This window comes from Hydrotalea sp. (genome assembly GCA_030054115.1).
Taxonomy (GTDB): Bacteria; Pseudomonadota; Alphaproteobacteria; order JASGCL01; family JASGCL01; genus JASGCL01.
The window spans coordinates 101,810-122,614 of the sequence record JASGCL010000001.1 but is presented as its reverse complement, the minus strand read 5'-3'; the positions used below and the strand labels follow the sequence as shown (position 1 = coordinate 122,614).

The following is a 20,805-nucleotide window of genomic DNA, read 5'->3' as shown; positions in this document are numbered from 1 at the left end:
TAGAAACGTTAAAAAACCATTTAAAAAATTGGTTTGTTATTTGGTGGCATTGTTGCCGCCTGTTTCGCACAGATTTAAAAAAACAATCAAAAAAATTTGCAATATCAATTTTGCAATATCAGATGACTCCTGCTATAAAAATTTTATGGCGGGTGCGCATCACATTACATCGATTAAGGGCATGACGGTCGGCAATGATTTGCCGTTTGTCCTGATTGCCGGCCCCTGCGTGTTGGAATCGGAAAAACATGCCCTGACCCTGTCGACCGCGATAAAAAAAATCTGCGATAAATTAAAAATTCCATTGGTTTATAAAACCAGCTTTGACAAGGCCAATCGGTCGTCGATTGAATCGGCGCGCGGCCTGGGCATGGCCGAATCGCTAAGGATTTTTTCAAAAATAAAAAGCGAAACCGGTTTGCCCCTCTTGACCGATTACCACGAGCGCGACCAGGCCGCCGAGATTGCGCCGGTGGTCGATGTGTTGCAGGTGCCAGCATTTTTATGCCGCCAAACCGATTTACTGCTGGCCGGCGGCAAAACCGGCAAGCCGATGAATGTGAAGAAGGGGCAATTTCTTGCCCCCGAGGACATGGCCAACATCGTCAGCAAAATCGAATCGACCGGCAACCACGATGTCATGTTGTGTGAACGCGGCGTCAGTTTTGGTTACCGCACGCTGGTCAATGACTTTCGCGCCCTGCCGATTATGGCCAAAACCGGCAAACCGATTATTTTTGACGCCACCCATTCGGTGCAAAGCCCGGGCGGGCTTGGCAAAACATCGGGTGGGCAACGCGAATTTGTTTTTGACCTGGCGCGCGCCGCGGTGGCGGTCGGGGTGGCGGGCCTGTTTTTGGAGGTTCACGAAGACCCCGACCACGCACCATCTGACGGGCCGAATATGTTACACCTCGCCGACCTTGAAAATATCTTGCGAAGGTTGCAACAGATTGATAGGGTAATCAAAGAATAAAAAAGGGTAACATCATGGATAAAAAAACATTTGATATGAGGGCCGATGGTGCGTCGATTACCGCCATTGCGCCGTTGGAAATTTTGGACAGCCGTGGCAACCCAACGCTCCAGGTAACCGTGCGGTTATTAAGCGGCGCGGTGGGGGTTGCGGCGGTGCCATCGGGCGCCTCAACCGGTAAGCATGAAGCGGTCGAATGGCGCGACGGCGATAAAAAACGCTACGGCGGCAAGGGGGTGCAGGAATCTTGCGAAAAAATTAAGGGCGAGGTCAGCGATTTGTTGCTTGGCCAACATGCCGGCGACCAATTGCGAATTGATAAATTATTATGCGACCTCGACGGCAGTGACAACAAGCAAACCCTCGGCGCGAACACCATTTTGGCGGTGTCCTTGGCGGTGGCGCACGCGGCGGCCAACCATTATGCCATGCCGCTTTATCGTTACCTTGGCGGCGTTGCGGCAAATATCTTGCCGGTGCCGATGATGAATATTATTAACGGCGGGATGCATGCTGACAATGCGTTGGATATTCAAGAATTCATGGTCATGCCGGTCGGCTTTAATAAATTTTCCGAAGCGTTGCGCGCCGGCACCGAAATTTTTCACAGCTTGAAATCGATTTTAAAGAAAAAATCCTTGAGCACCAACGTAGGGGACGAGGGCGGCTTCGCCCCCAATTTATCGTCGGCCGAGGAAGCATTGTCGCTGATGAATGACGCGGTGACGGCGGCCGGTTATAAACCCGGCGGTGATATTTTTTACGCCCTGGATTGCGCCAGCACCGAATTTTTTAAAGACGGCATTTATGATTTGGTTGGCATGAAGAAAAAAATGACGGCCAGTCAATTGACCGATTATTTGGCAAAACTTTGCGATGACTTCCCGATTATATCTATCGAGGATGCGATGGCCGAGGATGATATAGCTGGTTGGGAGATATTGACAAAAAAACTTGGCAACAAAATTCAATTGGTGGGCGATGATTTGTTTGTCACCAATCCAAAAAGATTGCAGATGGGAATCGATAAAAACCTAGCCAATGCACTGCTGGTCAAGGTCAATCAAATTGGCAGTTTGAGCGAAACCCTGACGGCGGTCGGCCTGGCGCATCGCCATAATTACCGCGCGGTGATGTCGCACCGCTCGGGCGAAACCGAGGACACCACCATTGCCGATTTGGCGGTTGCGACCAATTGCGGGCAAATAAAAACCGGCGCGCCCAGTCGCGGCGAACGCACCGCAAAATACAATCGTTTGCTGGCGATTGAAAATCAATTGGGCAATGACGCGATATACGCCGGCCGAACAATTTTAAAAAAATAAATAACCATGCCGCTTAACAAGATTCACAAAAAAAAATTACAAGCCATCAAAAAAGAAAAATTGGCCGAATCGTTGCGCGCCAACCTGCGTAACCGCAAACGTCAACAACAATTACGCCAAAAGAATTCTTAAATAATCACCATGTCATTGCAACCCGACCATTGGATAAGGCGCGAGGCCGAACAAGGCATGATAGAACCATTTGTCGATGGTCAGGTGCGCACCGACAAAGATGGCAAAAAAATTATTTCCTATGGCTTGTCATCGTTCGGTTACGACGCGCGGGTCGCCAGCGAATTTTTGATATTCACCAACGTGGATAGCGCGGTGGTTGACCCGAAAAATTTTTCTGAAAATGCCTTCGTCAAGCGTGACACCGATGTTTGTATTATTCCGCCGAATAGTTTTGCCCTGGCGCGCACCGTCGAATATTTTAAAATCCCCGAGGATGTGTTGGTGATTTGCTTGGGAAAGAGCACCTACGCCCGGTGCGGCATCATCGTCAATGTAACCCCATTGGAACCCGGGTGGGAGGGGCATGTTACTTTGGAATTTTCCAACACCACGCCATTGCCGGCAAAAATTTACGCCGGCGAGGGTGCCTGCCAATTTTTATTTTTGCGCGGTGAAAAACCCGACGTGTCATATAAAACGCGCGGCGGCAAATATATGGGGCAACGCGGCGTGACCTTGCCCAAGCTATAATTTTTTTGCTACGATATTGTTGTCGCCAACAATGACAGCGAAGCGGCGATAGAAAAAAATGGCCACCAACCAACCACCCCCCAAACCCCCGCGCCAGTCGATTGGCGACATGATGCGCCAGGGGCGAGGGTTGTGGGAGACAGGTAGCAAATTAAAATTACCAGCTTTATGCGGCGATTTTACCATTCGCATCAATAAAAAAGGCCAATGGTTTTATCAAAACTCCCCCATCGGTCGGTTGCAACTTTGCCAATTATTTGCGGTCTGCTTGGTGCGCGAGGGGGGTGAATATTTTTTGGCCACCCCCGCCGAGAAGGGAAAAATCGAGGTTGAGGATTTGCCATTTTATGGTTTGCTGGCCGATATAACCCCAAATCTTATCATGGTAAAATCTTCGTTGGATTTTTGGGTAACCATCGACCGCGACCACCCCTTAACCGTGACCCATGGTCATGACGGTCAACCACGGCCGGTGGTGCGGGTGCGTGATAATTTGGATATGTTGTTATCGCCCGCGGTTTTTTATGATTTGGCCAATAGCGCCCTTAATAATATAAATAACAAGGCGAATGGCGAAAACCCCGTGGCGCAACAAAAATTATTTGTCGAAAGTTGCGGCGAAAAATTTTACCTTGCATGAAAACCAAGCAATCATGCCCGCGAAAAAACGCTAAAAACCATTTGCCTTTTGCTAGAAAATCACTTAAGAGAGTGGCGTAAATTTTTTTTATAATGGATATTAAAAATAAAAAATAATAATGAGCGATAAAAAAGACCCCCTGTTGCGTAATAAAATTGCGGCGTCGATTATTCTGTCGGCGTTGGTTGCCGCGACGGCGGGTGTGGTGGCGCGGGTTATTTATCACCCGAAACATAACCTCAGCAACCAGGCCTTTGTCTTGCCGGGCAGTAACGAAACTGTGGCCAGCAATGTGGTAACGGTCAGTGGCGGCGCGAACGCCGGGCCGGGCGCCATCAATGATTTGTTTAAAAAAGTTACCGCCGCCGATGGCGCGGTGGTGGCGCGTAAATGCCAAGCCTGTCATGACTTTACCAAGGGTGGCCCGAACAAGGTTGGCCCCGAGCTGTTTGGTATTGTTGGCCGCGCTGTCGCGTCTGGCACCGGGTATTCTTATTCCGATTCGTTAAAGGCCGTCGGCGGCAGTTGGAACGTTGATAAATTAAACCAATTTCTTTACAACCCGCGGTCTTTGGCCAGCGGCACAAAAATGACCTTCGCCGGTTTGCCTGATGACAAGGAACGGGCGGCGCTTATTTTATACCTGCAAAGTTTGCGTTAATTATTTTCATACATGATAAATAAACAGGAGATTGAAGGGCTACTCAACCTGTTGGCCGATGAGGCCGGCCGCGTGCAAATGCGCCATTGGCGAAATATCCCGCCCGCCGAATTCAAAAGCGACCATTCGCCGGTAACCATCGCCGATAAGGAAACCGAATCCGCCATTCGCGCGTTGTTAAAAAAACATCGCCCCGATGATGGCATCTTGGGCGAGGAATGGGGCAATGAAAATTTGGACAAAGAATATGTTTGGGTTATCGACCCGATAGACGGCACCAAGGGATTCATGGTCGGCGGGGTGATGTTCACCACCCTTATCGCCCTGTGCCAAAACGGCGTGCCAATTGCCGGCGTTATTAACCAGCCGGTGTTGAAGGAACGTTACATCGGATTCCAGGGGTTAAAAGACGACATCAGCACCATGAATGGTAAAGCGCTAAGCACCCGTACCGGCATCCCGCTGGAAAGAGCGATTGGTTTTTTTTCGGGCACCGATTTGGTTTTTACCCCCGAACAGGAACGGGTTTTTAAAGCGCTGAAGGGCGTGGTGCGTATCAAGCGCAGTTGTTACGATTCCTACGCCTATGGATTATTGGCGATGGGTTTTGTCGATGTAATTTGCGAAACCCAAATGGCGCAGTATGATAAAATGGCGTTGGCGCCGGTGGTTAATGCGGCGGGCGGCATCATCACCAATTGGCGGGGCGAGCCGATATCGATGACATCGGGCACCGAAACACTGGCGGCGGGTTCAAAAGAATTGCACGCGGCGGCGTTAAAAATTGTCCAATCGGCGATGGATAAATAGCGGTTGATTGCGGCGTAAACCGCCACTACCTCGCCAATGAAATAAATTGTAAACTGATGGCAACCTGCGATTATAAAAAAATTAACCCATGGCTCATATCAACCAATTATTTAAACCATTGATGAAGGTCGGTAGCATGACCATGATAAGCCGCGTGCTTGGGTTTATGCGCGATATTTGCCTGTCGGGCTTGCTCGGGGCCAGCCCGGTGATGGATGCGTTTTTGATAGCCTTTCGCTTCCCGAATATTTTTCGCTCGCTGTTTGCGGAAGGGGCGTTTTCAGCGGCCTTTGTCCCTTTATTTGTGTTGTTGAAAAAAAAATCGAAGAATAAAGAAAAAACCGCCATCACCTTTGCCAGTGGCGTTGGTATAAAATTATTTTTGGTCTTGTCGCTTTTCACCCTATTGGTGATTATTTTCATGCCGCAGATTATGTGGGTGGTTGCGCCCGGGTTTCGCGCCGACCCATCGCGCATCGAGATGTTGGTTAGTTTTGGTCGAATTTCTTTTCCCTATTTGCTGGCCATGTCGCTGGCCGCGTTGTTTGCCGGCGTGTTGCAAAGCCACGGGCTTTTTTGGCGCGGCAGTTTGGCCGCAAGTTTCTTGAATGTTTTTTTAATCGTTGCGGTCGGCGGCATCATGGCGGTGCGCGGCAGTTATCAGGACATGATGCCAGATATTACCGAGGGCAAGATATTATGCGCCGCGGTCATGCTATCGGGCATTTGGCAAGTTTGGTATATGTGGCGTGGCGTGCGCGGGCTTTACCCCAATTATTTTCACAAGAATAATTTTGCAAGAATTTGGCACAAGAACAAACAGCAAATCGTTAAGCGCAATTTCCCGCCCGAAGAAAAACGATTGCTAAAAACCATGGCACCATCGATGATGGGTGCTGGCGGCCAGCAACTGAATTCGTTGGTCAGCGACATGATTGCAACCACCGTCGGGGTGGGGGCGGTGACCCACTTGTTTTATGCCGACCGATTGATTCAATTGCCGCTCGGCGTGATTGGCATCGCGCTCGGGATTGTTTTACTGCAACGATTTTCCCATGCGCAACATGGCGGCGCGGCGGGGCAAAAGGAATTGCAACCATTGTTGCAACAGGGCATTTGCCTCGGCCTGGCCTTTACCATTCCCTGCACCCTGGCGTTACATTTTTTAAGCATTCATTTTATTTCATTTATGTTTCAACGCGGCGCGTTTGACGCCCTGGCCAGCGAACGCACCGCCAGCGCCCTCAGCATGTTTGCCTTCGCCCTGCCATTTTATATTCTTAATAAGGTCTTCCAACCTTATTTTTACGCCAAGGGCGATACCAAAACGCCGGTGCGCATCACCCTATTGTCGTTTGTTATCAACGGCGCGGTGGCCTACCTGCTGACGCGCGACATGGGAATGGCGGAAAAGGGCATTGCCACCGCGTCGTTTGTTGCGGCGTCTTTTACCTCCACGGTATTTATTATCATTTTGTTTGCGAAGGGCGCCTTGCCTTGGCGCTTGCAATTTTGGTGGCCCGTGTTATTGCTGTTCTTGATGAATATTCCACTTTTAGTTTTCTATAATTTCTTGCCGCGCTGGCTGGCGATGATGGGCGGTGTGTGGGAAAAAAATTGGTTGTTGGTGGTTACCGCCATGGTGGTCTCGGCCATTTATTATGTGCCGGCCCTGTGGCTGTATCGCGGCAATTTTCATTTACGTGAAATGCGCCGGTCATAAAAAACCATGTGGAAATTATTGCCCCTGTTGTTGATGGTGCTGATGGAGCTGATGGCTTTCAGCATGATATTGCCGATTTTGCCATTTTTGATTAAGGATTTGGGCGGCGGCAATTTAACGGTGACCAGCATCGCCGGCACCTTCGCCCTGACGAGTTTTTTCTTTTCGCCATTTTGGGGTTCGATGTCTGACCGCCACGGCCGCCGCGTTATATTGATTTGCCTGCTGTTGTTATCGTCGCTGAATTATATTTGGATGGCTTTTTCGCACCTGCTTTGGATGGTGTTGTTTTCGCGGATTATGTCGGGCGTGTTTGCCGGCTGGATGAGCGTTGTCCAATCATGGATAGCCGACTTGACCGATAAAAAAAATCGCACCGCGGCATTGGGCATGTTGGGCGCGACCTTTGGCGTTGGTTTCGCCATGGGGCCGGCATTGGGCGGCATTTTGTTGGACGATGGGGTGCAGGCCAATATAACCGCCTTGCCCTTTATTGGGCCGGTGGTGGGTTTTTTGATTAACCTGCTTCCCAATAGCCATCAATTTCCAATTTTGGTCGCCGGCATGATAACCGCCAGCGTGGCCATGCTTGGTATTTGGATTTTGCCGCCGAACGCGCGGTTAAGCAAATTAAATGTCGACGATGTTTACATCACCCCGGGGAAAGAAGACATGCCGCCGCGCAAAAAATTTCATCAGAAAATTTTGGCGGTTTTTTTCTCCCCGCTGTGGCGCGATGGCGTGATTGGGCGTTACCTGGCGCTGGCGTTTTTGGGCCAGGTGGCTTTTTCAACCTTGGAATCGGTTTTCACCATTTGGGGGCAAGCGAATTTTAATTACACGGCGAAGGATATTAGCTACATCTTCGCCACCATCGGCGTTGTAACGATAATCGTGCAGGGTGGGCTTATCCGGCCGGTGGTTAAAAAATTTGGCGAGCGGCGGGTGATGCAAATCGGCTTGGTGATGTTGGCCTTTGCCTTCATGTCGTTGAATTTTTTTCCACGGCAAAATTTGGTGCGGGTGATAGTCTCGATTATGGCGGTTGGCATGAGTTTTTATCAACCGGCCTTAACCGGCTCGCTCAGCCAAAACACGCCGGCCGATAAACAGGGGGAGGTGTTGGGCATGGCGCAATCGTTGCAAAGTTTGGCGCGCGGCCTGTCGGCGATTTTTTTGGGCGGGCTGTTTGGCGTGCTTGGCAATAATGTTTTTTTACCGCCGGCGATGTTATTTATTATCGCCTTCTTCCTGCTGACCAGCATTCCAAAACCCACGGCGGTGGCGGGCACCCAAGCTTAAAAACAATTGTCTAATTGATAAGGCCAAGGCTATTGGCCAGGCCGACGCCAAATATCATTTTTGTATTCACCGCGTTGGCGTAATCGATATATTGTTCGATTAGCCTGCTCCGCACGTCGATAACTTGGCTCAGGGTGTTTTGCCCCAAGGCCAGGGAGCGCGAAGCGTTTTGGTAAATTTTTTCATATTGTTGGAGGTTATTGTATCTATCCTTCACAATTTGATTATAGCTTTGGTAATTTTGCCAACGATTTTGCAAATCTTGAATCAAGATATTTTTTGTATCGGCCAGGTTATATTGCGCGCGTTTTAATTCGGCCATGACGCGCGTTTGGTCAAGCAGGCTGGTGCCGCCGCTGGCCAGCACCATGCTCATGTTGAGCGTGGCATATTGTTGTTGGGTCATGTCATTGTTGGCAAGGCTACTGCTGGTGCCGCCTTGAAGCGTCAGCTGGGGAAAAAATCCAGCGCGCGAGCTATCAACGCCGGCCTGGGCGCGGATGATGGCTTGGCCGGATTCTTTAAGCGCCGGCGCATTGGCGAGCAATAGATTTTTTGCATCATCGAGCGTTGCCGGTAATTTTTTTAAAAATTCGTTCCCCGAATCAACCGTCAGGCCGGCGATATCAGTGCGGCCAATCAGGCTGGCCAATTTTTGTTTTTGCGCAATATAATTGGCACTGGCGTTGAGCAATTCGATGTTGGCGTTATTTAATCGGGTGCGCACCGCTCGCAATTCGGTGATGGTCATGGCCTCGCGGTCGAAACGCGTCTTTGCCTCGGCCAATTGTTTTTCGAGCAGGCTTTTGTTTTCTGATTTCAAGCGATAGACCTGCTCGCTGAACAGCAGGCCAAAATAGCTCTGGGCTACGTCGTCAAACAGGATGGTTTTTTTTTGTTCAAAATCTATCTTGGCCGACATCAATTGGCTGGCGGCCAATTTTTCCGATGATTCCTGCCTGCCAAAGGTTGCAATCGGCGCGCTGATGCTCAGGCTATTATTCACCTGTTGCCCGCCGTAAGATTGCGACGCGCCATTAACCTTCGCCTCCAACGGGCCATAACTTGTGCTGAAGGAAACCTGCGGCAGGCGGGCGGCGCGGGTGGTGTTGAGGCTGGCCTCGCTGGCCTTAACGCTTTCAAGGGCGGCCTTGATTCGCGGGTCGTAATTATAGGCGGCGACGAAGGCATCGCGCAGGCCGAAACCTTGGCTGGTTGGCTGGCTGGTGGCTTGATTGCTTGAATCAACCGCCGCATTACCCTGCGCATGGGAATGGCTCGGCAATAAAAATGTCGGCAGGGTAACAAACCAGGATAAGGCCACGGCCGTCAGGCAATGATTGCGCCACCCACGGTGGTTATCGCGTCGGCGATGGGCGAGGGGGATTTTTTTCATCATGACCAATGTCCCAATAAGGCTAGAAGGGTTAGACTGCCAATCAATTGGTTTTCATGCAATTGATGATATTGAATTAAGTTGGCAAAAAATTCTTGGCGTTTTTGTAACAAGGCAGAAAGCGGCGCGATACCGCGGTTGTATAATTTATCGATACCGGCGACCGACAGTTCCAATTCATGTAAAGAGCGCACCATGAAGGGTAGGGATTTTTTGTTGGCTTGGTAATTTTGCCACAGGTTGAGCAATTGATTGACCGTGGTTTGTAATTGTTCGGCGGCGAGGTAAGATTGCGCCGTGGCCTTATGATTGCTGGCCGACAATTGAAAAATACTTTGCATGATGTTTTGTTGGTAATTGAGGGTGATGGTCGCCGATTGGTTGTTGATGGTCGCGCTGGGGGTGACGCCGTTGCGGCTGACCGAGCCGGGCACGGTCAGCTGTTCGACCTTGGCACTCCAACTGGCTATCGGCATTAAATTGGCGACCGCCTGCTCCTTTTGCTTTTGCCGCAGGGTCAGGCTTTCAACCGCCGTCCCCAGGTCGGGGTTATTGGCCAGGGTGGTATTTTTGATATCGTCAAAATTATTTGGAATTAATTTATCATATTGGTCAAGGTCGGCCAGCGACAGGCGGGGTAACAATTGCTTGTAATCCATGTCCTGCGCCGTGAGGCGTAATAATTTTTGGCAGGATGTTGCAACCTGTTGCTGTTGCAATAACAAATCATTTGCGGCGTTGCGGTAATTGATGGCCGCCAGGTTAAGGTCGGTGTTGGTTGCGGCATTGACGTCATATTTTCTTTTCACATTGTTGTATATCGATTGCAAACTGGAGCGGTAAAATTGTTTGGTTTTGGCGATTTCCCCGGCGGTGGCGCAACCAATATAATTGTTGGCGACGTCGGTGGTGATTTGATAGGCGATTTTTTTCTGTTGCCATTGCGCCAGGCGATATTGGCTGTCGCTGATTCCTTCGTTGGCCTGTTGCCGGCCAAAGGTTAATAAATTTTGACTGGCGGTCAGGTTGGCCTCGCTCAGGGTGCCGCTAATGGTTACCGTGCCGGCGGTCGAGCCAACTTGAATCCGTTGGTTGCCAAATGGGCCACTCAGAGTATAATAATTCGGAATCTGTTGGAATTTTTTTTGGGTATAGTTGCCGATATAACCGCTGGTGGTAAGTTGCGGCAGGGCCGACATTTTTGTTATCTGCGCGCTGGCGGCTTGCGCGGTTAATGCTTCGTTGGCGGCAGCCAGCCGTGGGTCGTTGGCCAGGGCATCCCTCAAGGCCGTGACAAAATCATAGGTTGCCGTTGTGGCTGGAGTGGCTGTCTGGGCTTGGCCCGATGAATCCTGCGCCCGCAAATCCTGCGGTGCCAGGGCAATCGCCGTTAAGATAAAAAAATGCCAGATGGCTTTTTGCGAATAGCCGAATGGGCGGTGTGAAGGTTGTCTCATGATTTTATTTTTGATTTTATTTTTCGATGAATGCTTCATCCCACAGGCCGCTAAATGGCTTCAGAAAATAGGCCATCGGTGTTCTTTTTTTACCCTCAATCATCACGGTGACCGGCATGCCTGGGTCAAGTTTGTTATCGTCCAATTTTTTTAATTCCTCGGGGGTGACGCTGATGGTCGCGCTGTAAAAACTACTGGGGTTGACCTTGTTGGCTTGGATGCTGGTGGTTGGGGCGGCGTTGGGGTTTTGAATTACGTCGGCCGAAATCAGATTGAGCGTGCCATAAATTGTTGGCAAGACGCGCGATTTTAACGATGGAAAACTAACCCGCACCTTTTGCCCTTCGACCAACCCGGGTCGGTCGGTCGCATTCACCATGGCGTGGATAACCAATTTGTCATCAATCGGCACAATTTCCATCAGCGCGCCACCCGGGGGGACAACCTGGCCAGCACCAGTGATGGCGAGGCGAAGAATTTTTCCGTCGACCGGCGAGCGAATCTCAATTCGGCTAACAACATCCGCCAAATTATCCCTTTGCGCTTTTAGGTCGTTCATTTCTTTTTGTGCCTCGGCCAATTCGCGAGAGATTTTCTCCAACGAATCAATTTTGATTTGCGACAAGGACAATTGGGTAGAGGCTATGTCTGACCCCAAGCGATTGATGTCGCTGTTGGTTTCTTCGTAATCGCGTTGCCGTGCAATCACCGTGGCATGGTCGACCAAGCGATCCCGCTCCAGCGATTGTAAATTGATGAGTTCTTTTTTGATGCCGCCCAAATAAGATTGCTTGGCGCGTTGTTGGCTGATTAAGCCGGCTAATCGTTCTTGGTAAATTTTTACTTGGTTAGCATATTGTTCGCGATAGGCCTTAAAAATTTCCTGTTGCGCGGTCAAGGTGCTTTGTAATTGCTTGTTGGTTTTGGCGGACTGCAACAATTCATTGGGGAAAACCAATGTCGGTTGATTGCTGTAGGTTGCGGTCAAGCGCGTGACCTGCGCCAGGGCAGATTCATAACGGCCGGTTACAATATCAAAATTGGCGCGGCTTTGCGTGCCTTCCATCTCCACCAACACATCGTTGGTTTTTACCGTGTCGCCTTCCTTGACCAATATATTTTTAACGATGCCGCCCTCCAAATGTTGGATAACTTTTCGTTGCCCCTCAACCACGATAGTGCCCTGCGCCATCACGCCCTCGTGCAATGGTGAAAAAAACGCCCAAATAAAAAATATCAACAGGCCAACGACAATGGTAACCGAACCCAAAACAATATCGCGGTCGCGCCCCGCCGGCTTGGGGCGAACCATATTGGGGTCAAACATTGGTGCTTGCACGGGGGACATTCCTCCATCTTCTCTCATTATTGCGCCGCCATTTCTACCGGTAATTTTTTTATAAAAAATAACAACCAAGGTAAATAATAGTGGCTTCGATTGCCAATTTAATGCAATTTTTACGCCATTTTGGCGCGGGGGTGGCATATTGGCGCGCCGCCATCACCATGCCATCATCATGACAATGCCATTTTAGGCCAGTGGGGTAGACCCCTGAAGCCCACCATTATTTTATGAGAGAATCTCTATTGCTTTTTTAATTGCTCGGCGGTTTGCAAATCATTGTCGCCGTTTTGCCCGACCGATTTTTTTGCCAAGCCACGCAATTGATAGGCCAGGGCAAAATTTTTATTAAGGTTGATGGCCTTGTTAAAATCATCAATCGCCAACAGGGCTTGATTGTTTTTGATAAGCAACTTGCCGCGCTCAATATAGCTGTCAGCATTTTTTTGGTCGAGCGAAATGGCACGATTGAAATCATTCATCGCATCGTCATTTTTGTTGAGCGCGACATTGCTCAGGCCGCGATAAAAATACACCGTGGCGGGACGCAGGCCCTGCAAATTACCAAGGTTCAGGGCGCGGTTGTAATCGGCCATGGCCAAGTCATTTTTGTCGCTGTTGAGGTAAAGGTTGCCACGGTTGGCGTAGGAGTCGGCTTGGTTCGGGTCGATGCTGATGGCCTTGTTATAATCTTGCATCGCATTTTCATAATCGCCCGAGGCCTGGTGGGCGTTGCCGCGATTCAGGTAATAAACCGCATTCGGTTTTTCACCAATCGCCTGGGTGTAATTGCTAATTGCTGGGCCGTAACTTTTTAGATTGAAATAGGCATTGCCGCGATTGTTATAAAACATCGCCATGTCTTTTTTACCTATCCAATTTTTTTGGAGCATAAAATTGTAATCGTCCAACGTGAATTGAAAACGCCCCAAACGATAATTACAACCGGCGCGTCCCCAATAGGCAAGGCGCAGGTCGCTAGCCTTCGCGCTTGATTGAATGATGTCGTTATATTTTTTTATAAGGTCAACACAAGTCGGTTTGACCTGCGCCGCATTAACGTTATTTCCATTATTGATAACGGGTGGCGTTGTGGTGGAATCGGCGGGCAACAGGGGTGTGCCAAGTTGCGCCACGCGCTTGGTGGGTTGGTTGCTGTTGGCCGTGATGTCAAATTGGTTAGCCTGTGCCTGGTGCGTTATGGCGAGCATCGCCAATAATAATGCTATGGGCGCGATGGCTGTTGTATCTATCGCGCGAGATGTTTTTTTTGTGATTCCCCCATCTGTTTCTGTAGATATTGCCAGCTGGTTGTTTTTAAGGTTTGCAATCATTATTTGAATTCTACAGAATTATTATCTTGCCTGCAATCAAATTATTTTGGCCGGCTTACTACGCCGCCGGGTGTCGGGGCGATGACGCCGGTGGTGGTCCGCAGGGTCAGGGGCAGGCCGCGCAATACCCGCGCCGCCAAAAAGCCGAAACCATAGGCCTCCAAATTGTCGGCGATGATTTTATCGGTTACGGCGTCGAGGCTTTTTAGCGCGGTGTTTTTTTTAAGGCCGGCCTGTAAATAATTCATAATAGTTTGGTTGTGCCGCCCGCCGCCGGCCACCAATATTATTTTTGGCGCGGCGGGCAAGTTATCAACCGCATGAATAATGGCGCGCGCCGTAAAAAAACTTAAGGTCGCCAAATCGTTGTTGATTGCATTATTGGCTGGTTTGCTGGGGATATCGCGCCACACCATTTTTGCAAAATAATCGCGGTCGAGCGATTTTGGCATGGCACGGTTAAAAAAACCATCTGCCATCCAGCGCGCCACCAAGGCTTCATCGGCCTTACCCTGCGATGCCATTGCGCCATCTTTATCCCTTTCTTTTTTCATATATTTTTTTGCGTAATCGTCAATCAGCGCGTTGCCTGGGCCGACGTCGGCGGCCCATAAATTATTTTGGAAATTATCATGGCCGAGATCGCCGGCGGAAATATCATCTTGCGCAACCAGCGTGATATTGGCCACCCCGCCGATATTTAAAAAAACCACCGGCCGGGGCAGGTTAAAAAAATCCGCCACCGCCTGGTGCATCAACGGCATCAACGGCGCGCCCTGGCCGCCCATCATCACATCGCGCTGGCGAAATTGCCATACCACCGGGGTGTTAAATGTTTCGGCCAAGGCCTTGCCATCACCCAATTGACATGTCATTTTTTTTTGCGGCGCGTGGTAAATGGTTTGGCCATGAAAACCAATCGCGTCTATAGCCTGCGGTGATAACCGATGGTCGGCCAAGAACTGGTCGATGGCGACGCGATGCAGGTTGGTGATAACCGCCGCCGGTTCAGAAAAAATCGGGTCGATGTCATCGCGCCCGAACCATGATTTTATGTTGTCGCGAACATTTGCATCATAGGCAAAAAAACCTTGCGCGCCGAACTTTATAATTTTTTCACCATCGGTGGTAATAATGCCAAGGTCGATACCATCGGCGGATGTCCCCGTCATTGAACCTAAGATATTATAAATAGCCACGATAGCGATAATTTATCCTTGCTGTGTTTTTTTAGCTTTTTATTTTTTGGTTGCTCGGGTCGTATAGGGCATCGATTTGCGCCGTAATACCATGTTCTTGGTCGCCAATCACGACGGCCAATTTTTGTTGCTTCAACCAGTCATCGCTAACGCCGTCTTTATTGGTAACATAACCCATGCCGATGGATTTATTCAGCCGGTAACCCCACGCGCCCGATGTCACCATCCCCACCATCTGGTCGGGCTTGCCCTGCATCACGATGGCTTCCTCGTGATAACAAAGTGGTGCCTTTGGCGTGGCATCATTAAAATAAAATTGCACCAATCGACGTGACGGCGCGCCAAGTTTTTCGGCTTTCTCCATCGCGGTGGCGGTGGCGGCCTTGCCGATGAAATCTTTTTTGTTCATGCGGGCGGTGAAGGCCAAACCAGATTCCACCAAATTATCATGCCACGCCATGTCGTGACCATAGTGGCGATAGGCTTTTTCTAACCGACAACTATTCAAACAATGATAACCCGCCATGCCAAGCCCGACATCCTTTCCCGCCGCCAAAATTTTTTCTATCACATACTCGCCCATCTCGCTCGAGACATAAATTTCGTAACCCAGCTCACCAACATAGGTCAGGCGCGATACCCGCACCGGCGCGTAGCCAATTTCAAATTCGCGCGACGTGCCAAATGGGAAATGCTGGTTATCAAGGTTTTCTAATTTTTCGCCGGTGACCAGCGATAATAATTTTCGCGATTCCGGCCCCATGATGCCGAGCATCGCCATGCCGGCCGAAATATCAATAACCTCGACCCCCGAAAATTGTGATTGGTATTTTTGCAGGCGCGTCAAATCGCGCACGCCCGATGCCGAACCGGTAACCACCATGAATTGGTTTTCGCCAAGCCGCGTGATGGTCAGGTCGGCCTCCACCCCGCCGTGGTCGTTCAGCCATTGCGTATAAACCACCTTGCCAATTTTTACATCGATGTTGTTGCATGACAAATGGTTTAGCAACGGCAACGCGCCCGTGCCCATTACCATGAATTTGTGGAACGAACATTGGTCATAGAGGGCAACGCGGTCGCGGGTGGTGATACCCTCCATCATGGCGCGGTCGTGCCAATTTTGCAAAAACCAAGAATAGTGGTAGCCATCGACCAGCTTGCCATTGTTGTCGGGGCCTTTAAAAAACCCGGGGCGTTCCCAGCCGCCGGCCTCGCTCATCACCGCGCCCTGCGCCAACATGGCATGGTGGAACGGCGACCGCCGCACGCCGCGACCGGTTTCAAATTGGCGATAAGGGTAATGCAACGCATAAAGCAACCCCAAGGTCTCGGTGGTGCGGTCCTTCAAAAATTCTTTGCTGTTGGTGTAAAATTGCAAACGGCTGGGTTCGTTCCCCGAAAGATCCTCCGACGGGTAACCGTTCTTCACCCACTCGGCGATCATTTTCCCCGCGCCAGGCGCGGTTTGAATACCGGTCGAATTAAAACCAGTCGCGACAAAAAAATTATCGATAGCCGGCGCGCGACCAATGTGAAATTTCACATCGGGTGTAAAACTTTCGGGGCCGTTGAAGAATAAATTGATGCCGGCCTTTTCCAGCATGGGGAAGCGGTTCAGGGCCATGTTAAAAACCTGCTCGAAATGGTCGAAATCCTCGGGCAAGGTATCGAATTCAAAATCCTCGGGGATACCATCCAGCCCCCAGGTTTTCGCCCCGGGCTCAAACGCGCCGAGCAATATCTTGCCAGCATCTTCCTTGTAATAGGCAAATTCGTCTGGCACGCGGATGACCGGCATGTCGCGTGGGCAATCGGCCATTGGTTCGGTGACGATGTAAAAATGCTCGGCGGCCTGCAATGGCAAGGACACCCCGACCGATTTGGCAATGTCGCGCGACCACATGCCGCCGCATAAAATAATATTATCGCAATCGATGGTGCCGGCCTCGGTTTCGACCCCCAGCACTTTCCGCCCGGCGGTGATAATTTTTGTTACCTTGCAATTTTCCTTCACCACCGCGCCCTTTTGCCGTGCCGCCTTGACCATCGCCTGGGTCAGGTCGATGGGGTTGACCTGACCATCGCCATGGGTATAGGTCGCGCCGACCACGCCGTCGATATTTAAATAGGGGTAACGTTCCCTCAACCCCTCGGGCGGCAAGACCTCAATCTTCACGCCATGGTAACGGCTGATGTCCTTCAGCCGCTTAAATTCATGGAAACGCTCGTCATTGAGCGCGACCGATATCGACCCGGGTTGTTTGAAACCAATATCGGTGCCGGCGTTTTTGCTTAAATCTTTCATAAATTCAACCCCGTAGCAGGCAATACGCGCCAGGGCATGGGTCAGGCGCATTTGCCCAACCAAACCGGCGGCGTGCCACGTGGTGCCGGAGGTTAATTTTTTCCGTTCGAGCAAAACCGCCGACAGGCCCATCTGGGCCAAATGCCACAGGGTCGCCGCCCCCACCGCGCCGCCGCCCAACACCACTACGTCATATTTTTCGTTTGCCATGTTTCTTTCCATGCTTTTTATTTTTTTATTTGTCTAGCTTTATTTATCTAGCTTAAAATCGCCACAGGTTGTATCATAATCCGCGGCCATGGTATCACAAATTTTTTTCGCGGTATAGAAGTTATTGCGGACGCCACCCGGTGGGGTTTTAAACATTATCATAAGATTGTCGTTGCTGGGTGCCGCGATGTAATAACGGCGACCTTGATAAGTAAAGCTATCGCTATTATTTTTATTGCTATTACCGACGTCAACCGCCGGCGTGCCGCGCACCAGCACAAAATAATTCATTCCGCTTTGCAGGGTGATGTCGGCCGACCGCAGAAGGGCCAGGTTGCTGGCACGGGCTTGGCTGGTGTAACCATTGCCCAAAAAATAAACATGATACATATTGGCCGAAAGTTTTTGCGAAGCAAACCCGCCAAATAACCCGCTGTTTGGGCGATAACCGCTACAGCCGATTAACAACAAGGTGGCCAACATGGCGGTCAAGACGCCGGCCAACCGGCGGGTCAGCGTTGGTATGGGTTGCGTGGAAATAGGGCGGGGGAACATCTTGGCCATTTGCCGAGAACCTAGAGTTTTTTTCTAATTTTGGCAAGATTGTTTGTTTTTTGCTTATTTTGGCCTGGTTTTTGTAAAGGTTAAGGCTTGGCGTGCTTTATCTTGACTTTTCGCCACGTAGGTTATAGGTAGCATAAGGCGCGTTTTATTTATTTTTATTTTTTTCAGTTTATGTCTATTTTTTCCAATTTATTTTCGAGCGATAACGAACGGGTAATAAAGAAATTTCACCCCTTGATAACGCGCATCAATGGGCTGGAGGGGGCGATGGAAAAATTGTCGGCGCGCGATTGCCGAAATAAAATCGAAACCTGGAAAAAACAAGTCGCCGCCAGCAAAGATATCAAGGCGACATTGGATAAATTATTGCCCGAGGTTTTTGCCCTAACGCGCGAGGCCGCCAAACGCACTCTGGCCCTGCGCCATTTTGACGTGCAATTGATGGGCGGTATCGTCTTGCATCAGGGGGCGATTTGCGAAATGAAAACCGGTGAGGGTAAAACATTGGTCGCAACCCTGGCGGCGGTGCTTAATTCCCTGGCCGGGCGCGGCGTGCATGTGGTAACGGTTAATGATTATTTGGCGAAGCGCGACGCCAATTGGATGGGTAAGGTTTATGAATTTTTGGGGTTATCGGTTGGCGCGATTGTGCCCGGGCTGGAGGATGACGCGCGGAAACTTGCCTACGCCGCCGACATTACCTATGGCACCAACAACGAATTTGGTTTTGATTACCTGCGCGACAATTTAAAATTATCGCTTGATACGCTGGTGCAACGCGGGCATTTTTTTGCCGTGGTTGACGAGGTCGATTCGATTTTAATCGACGAGGCACGCACGCCGCTGATTATTTCTGGCCCGACCAACGAAACATCTGACCTTTATTACGCGATAGACGCGTTGATGCCGCTGTTGAAAAAGGGCGATTTTGAATTGAGCGAAAAAGAACGCACCATTAACCTGACCGACGCTGGCCACCAACGATTGGAAGAATTGATAAAACAAAAAACCAAGCTAATGCCCGAAGGCGGGCTGTTTGATTTTGAAAACCTGCGGCTGTTGCATCACGCCGACCAGGCACTGCGCGCCCATTATTTATTCAAGCGCGACAAGGATTATATTGTCAAGGACGGCCAAGTGATTATCATCGATGAATTTACCGGCCGCATGATGATTGGCCGGCGGTATTCAGACGGCTTGCACCAGGCGTTGGAGGCCAAGGAAAAGGTCGCGGTCGAACCCGAAAACCAAACCATTGCATCGACCACGTTCCAGAATTATTTCCGGCTTTATGAAAAATTATCGGGCATGACCGGCACCGCCATGACCGAATCGGCTGAGTTTGACGAAATTTATAAATTACAAGTCATCGCCATTCCGACCAATCAAAACATGGTGCGGAAAGATTACGACGATGAAATTTATCGCACCGCCGAGGAACGCGACGAGGCCGTGGTGAAGGAAATTCTGGCGGCGCAAAAAAATGGCCAACCGGTGTTGGTCGGCACGGTGTCGATTGAAAAGTCGGAAGAATTTGCCGCCCTGCTGAAGAAAAAAAATATTGATTTCCAAGTTTTGAACGCCCGCCACCATGAGAGCGAGGCAACGATTATCGCCGATGCCGGCCGGATTGGCGCGGTAACAATCGCCACCAACATGGCGGGGCGCGGCACCGACATTCAACTTGGTGGCAATTTTGAACTTCATGCAAAAATGCTCGGGGCCGAAATAAACGACACCAGTGTGTTGAAAAGGGAGCTAGCCAAATTGGAAAAAGAAATAAAAGAAAACAAGGAAAAGGTTTTAAAGGCCGGCGGGTTATATATCATCGGCACCGAACGCCACGAAAGTCGCCGTATCGACAACCAATTGCGCGGTCGCGCCGGGCGGCAGGGCGACCCGGGGGCGTCTAAATTTTTTATATCATTGCAAGATGATTTGATGCGGATTTTTGGTTCGGAAAAAATTGATTCGATGTTGAAAACCTTGGGGTTGCAACGGGGTGAGGCGATTATCCACCCGTGGATTTCCAAGGCGTTGGAAAAGGCGCAGAAAAAGGTCGAGGAGCGCAATTTTGAAATTAGAAAACATTTGTTAAAATACGACGATGTGATGAACGACCAGCGCAAAATTATTTTCAATTTGCGCAAACAGGTGATGCGCGAGCAAAACGCCGCCGAGGTTGCCGCCGGATTTGTCGCGCCGTTGTTAAGCGGTGCGCTGGAGCGATTCATGCCGGCCAAGGCGTTGCCGGAACAATGGCAATTGCCGGCCCTGGCCGAATTTTGTAAAAAAACATTCGACGTCGATTTGCCGGTCGCCAAGTGGCAGGAAGAAAACACATTAAACGAAAAAAACATCACCGCCTTGGTCGAAAAAACCACAAGCGAAAAATGGAAAAGTTTGCAAAAAAAACTGGGCAAGGAAGATTGGCAACAACTCACGGTCGGTTTGTTCCTGCAGGTGTTGGACCATTTGTGGAAAGAGCATTTGCGCCATCTGGATCATTTGCGGAGTGGTATCGGCCTGCGTGCCTATGGCCAGCGCGACCCGCTGAATGAATATAAGCAGGAGGCCTTCGCCATGTTTGAACAATTATTGGCGATGATTCAAGAAACCGTGGTCGGGATGATGAGCCACCTGCAGGTTGAAAAAAAATCGGCCGATGGTGAGGGCAATAGCGAAAACCTAGCGGCAATGGGCGAGGCCGGGCTTGCGGCGCGCAACATTGCCGGCGAGATGGCTGGGGCGAATGGCGGCGGCATTACCCCACCGCCGTCGCGCAACAGCCCATGCCCATGCGGGTCGGGTAAAAAATACAAACATTGCCACGGGGCGATTGTTTAAATTTTG

At 50.2% G+C, this 20,805-nt stretch carries 17 protein-coding genes; 10 read left to right on the top strand and 7 right to left on the bottom strand.

What is annotated here, in order from left to right:
* Positions 1 to 145: 145 nt before the first annotated feature.
* The 9 genes from kdsA to QM529_00550 all read left to right on the top strand — a co-directional run bounded on the left by kdsA (position 146) and on the right by QM529_00550 (position 8,142).
* On the top strand, positions 146 to 976 hold the full coding sequence (gene kdsA / locus QM529_00590; protein ID MDI9313167.1) for a 3-deoxy-8-phosphooctulonate synthase: 831 nt from the start codon (positions 146 to 148) through the stop codon (positions 974 to 976).
* A 35-nt stretch (positions 977 to 1,011) separates the two neighbouring features.
* Entirely contained in the window at positions 1,012 to 2,301 is a 1,290-nt protein-coding gene (eno, locus tag QM529_00585; GenBank protein MDI9313166.1) for a phosphopyruvate hydratase, read from the top strand.
* A 6-nt stretch (positions 2,302 to 2,307) separates the two neighbouring features.
* Positions 2,308 to 2,433: a hypothetical protein gene (locus QM529_00580; GenBank protein MDI9313165.1), complete on the top strand. Its 126-nt coding sequence runs from the start codon at positions 2,308 to 2,310 to the stop codon at positions 2,431 to 2,433.
* A gap of 9 nt (positions 2,434 to 2,442) precedes the next feature.
* Complete coding sequence (gene dcd / locus QM529_00575; GenBank protein MDI9313164.1) at positions 2,443 to 3,006, top strand: dCTP deaminase; 564 nt, start codon at positions 2,443 to 2,445, stop codon at positions 3,004 to 3,006.
* 58 nt (positions 3,007 to 3,064) lie between these two features.
* Positions 3,065 to 3,646, top strand: coding sequence for a DUF1285 domain-containing protein (locus tag QM529_00570; GenBank protein MDI9313163.1), 582 nt, complete (start codon positions 3,065 to 3,067; stop codon positions 3,644 to 3,646).
* Between the two features lie 118 nt (positions 3,647 to 3,764).
* Positions 3,765 to 4,307 (top strand): cytochrome c family protein, encoded by a 543-nt coding sequence (locus tag QM529_00565; GenBank protein ID MDI9313162.1) that lies wholly within the window; start codon positions 3,765 to 3,767, stop codon positions 4,305 to 4,307.
* Between the two features lie 12 nt (positions 4,308 to 4,319).
* Entirely contained in the window at positions 4,320 to 5,117 is a 798-nt protein-coding gene (locus tag QM529_00560) for an inositol monophosphatase family protein (protein ID MDI9313161.1), read from the top strand.
* Between the two features lie 88 nt (positions 5,118 to 5,205).
* Complete coding sequence (gene murJ / locus QM529_00555) at positions 5,206 to 6,840, top strand: murein biosynthesis integral membrane protein MurJ (GenBank protein MDI9313160.1); 1,635 nt, start codon at positions 5,206 to 5,208, stop codon at positions 6,838 to 6,840.
* Between the two features lie 6 nt (positions 6,841 to 6,846).
* The gene (locus QM529_00550) at positions 6,847 to 8,142 is read left to right on the top strand and encodes an MFS transporter (protein MDI9313159.1); all 1,296 of its coding nucleotides are present in this window, start codon (positions 6,847 to 6,849) and stop codon (positions 8,140 to 8,142) included.
* 10 nt (positions 8,143 to 8,152) lie between these two features.
* Here QM529_00550 and QM529_00545 read toward each other — a convergent pair whose 3' ends face one another.
* The 7 genes from QM529_00545 to QM529_00515 form a co-directional block, all read right to left on the bottom strand.
* A complete protein-coding gene (locus QM529_00545; GenBank protein ID MDI9313158.1) occupies positions 8,153 to 9,541 on the bottom strand; it encodes a TolC family protein in 1,389 nt (462 codons plus the stop codon).
* Positions 9,538 to 10,995, bottom strand: coding sequence for a TolC family protein (locus QM529_00540; GenBank protein ID MDI9313157.1), 1,458 nt, complete (start codon positions 10,993 to 10,995; stop codon positions 9,538 to 9,540). The genes QM529_00545 and QM529_00540 overlap by 4 nt, the downstream gene beginning before the upstream one ends.
* A 16-nt stretch (positions 10,996 to 11,011) precedes the next feature.
* Positions 11,012 to 12,322 (bottom strand): HlyD family type I secretion periplasmic adaptor subunit, encoded by a 1,311-nt coding sequence (locus QM529_00535; protein ID MDI9313156.1) that lies wholly within the window; start codon positions 12,320 to 12,322, stop codon positions 11,012 to 11,014.
* Between the two features lie 257 nt (positions 12,323 to 12,579).
* Complete coding sequence (locus tag QM529_00530) at positions 12,580 to 13,548, bottom strand: tetratricopeptide repeat protein (GenBank protein MDI9313155.1); 969 nt, start codon at positions 13,546 to 13,548, stop codon at positions 12,580 to 12,582.
* Positions 13,549 to 13,712: 164 nt separating this feature from the next.
* The gene (locus QM529_00525; protein MDI9313154.1) at positions 13,713 to 14,870 is read right to left on the bottom strand and encodes an anhydro-N-acetylmuramic acid kinase; all 1,158 of its coding nucleotides are present in this window, start codon (positions 14,868 to 14,870) and stop codon (positions 13,713 to 13,715) included.
* A 31-nt stretch (positions 14,871 to 14,901) separates the two neighbouring features.
* The gene (locus tag QM529_00520; GenBank protein MDI9313153.1) at positions 14,902 to 17,388 is read right to left on the bottom strand and encodes an FAD-dependent oxidoreductase; all 2,487 of its coding nucleotides are present in this window, start codon (positions 17,386 to 17,388) and stop codon (positions 14,902 to 14,904) included.
* Between the two features lie 39 nt (positions 17,389 to 17,427).
* A complete protein-coding gene (locus QM529_00515; protein ID MDI9313152.1) occupies positions 17,428 to 17,943 on the bottom strand; it encodes a hypothetical protein in 516 nt (171 codons plus the stop codon).
* A 180-nt stretch (positions 17,944 to 18,123) separates the two neighbouring features.
* Between QM529_00515 and secA the strand changes: the two genes are divergently transcribed.
* Positions 18,124 to 20,799 carry a preprotein translocase subunit SecA gene (gene secA, locus QM529_00510; GenBank protein ID MDI9313151.1) on the top strand — a complete coding sequence of 892 codons (2,676 nt, stop codon included), beginning with the start codon at positions 18,124 to 18,126 and terminating at the stop codon, positions 20,797 to 20,799.
* Positions 20,800 to 20,805 lie beyond the last annotated feature (6 nt).

What these genes read in the sequence shown, in the direction of transcription:
- QM529_00520 (MDI9313153.1), bottom strand. Translation starts at nt 17,388, where the DNA reads ATGGCAAACGAAAAATATGACGTAGTGGTGTTGGGCGGCGGCGCGGTG.
- QM529_00535 (MDI9313156.1), bottom strand. Translation starts at nt 12,322, where the DNA reads ATGTTTGACCCCAATATGGTTCGCCCCAAGCCGGCGGGGCGCGACCGC.
- QM529_00530 (MDI9313155.1), bottom strand. Translation starts at nt 13,548, where the DNA reads ATGCTCGCCATAACGCACCAGGCACAGGCTAACCAATTTGACATCACG.
- QM529_00580 (MDI9313165.1), top strand. Translation starts at nt 2,308, where the DNA reads ATGCCGCTTAACAAGATTCACAAAAAAAAATTACAAGCCATCAAAAAA.
- QM529_00540 (MDI9313157.1), bottom strand. Translation starts at nt 10,995, where the DNA reads ATGAGACAACCTTCACACCGCCCATTCGGCTATTCGCAAAAAGCCATC.
- QM529_00565 (MDI9313162.1), top strand. Translation starts at nt 3,765, where the DNA reads ATGAGCGATAAAAAAGACCCCCTGTTGCGTAATAAAATTGCGGCGTCG.
- kdsA (MDI9313167.1), top strand. Translation starts at nt 146, where the DNA reads ATGGCGGGTGCGCATCACATTACATCGATTAAGGGCATGACGGTCGGC.
- QM529_00570 (MDI9313163.1), top strand. Translation starts at nt 3,065, where the DNA reads ATGGCCACCAACCAACCACCCCCCAAACCCCCGCGCCAGTCGATTGGC.
- murJ (MDI9313160.1), top strand. Translation starts at nt 5,206, where the DNA reads ATGGCTCATATCAACCAATTATTTAAACCATTGATGAAGGTCGGTAGC.
- QM529_00545 (MDI9313158.1), bottom strand. Translation starts at nt 9,541, where the DNA reads ATGATGAAAAAAATCCCCCTCGCCCATCGCCGACGCGATAACCACCGT.
- QM529_00515 (MDI9313152.1), bottom strand. Translation starts at nt 17,943, where the DNA reads ATGTTCCCCCGCCCTATTTCCACGCAACCCATACCAACGCTGACCCGC.
- QM529_00560 (MDI9313161.1), top strand. Translation starts at nt 4,320, where the DNA reads ATGATAAATAAACAGGAGATTGAAGGGCTACTCAACCTGTTGGCCGAT.
- eno (MDI9313166.1), top strand. Translation starts at nt 1,012, where the DNA reads ATGAGGGCCGATGGTGCGTCGATTACCGCCATTGCGCCGTTGGAAATT.
- dcd (MDI9313164.1), top strand. Translation starts at nt 2,443, where the DNA reads ATGTCATTGCAACCCGACCATTGGATAAGGCGCGAGGCCGAACAAGGC.
- secA (MDI9313151.1), top strand. Translation starts at nt 18,124, where the DNA reads ATGTCTATTTTTTCCAATTTATTTTCGAGCGATAACGAACGGGTAATA.
- QM529_00550 (MDI9313159.1), top strand. Translation starts at nt 6,847, where the DNA reads ATGTGGAAATTATTGCCCCTGTTGTTGATGGTGCTGATGGAGCTGATG.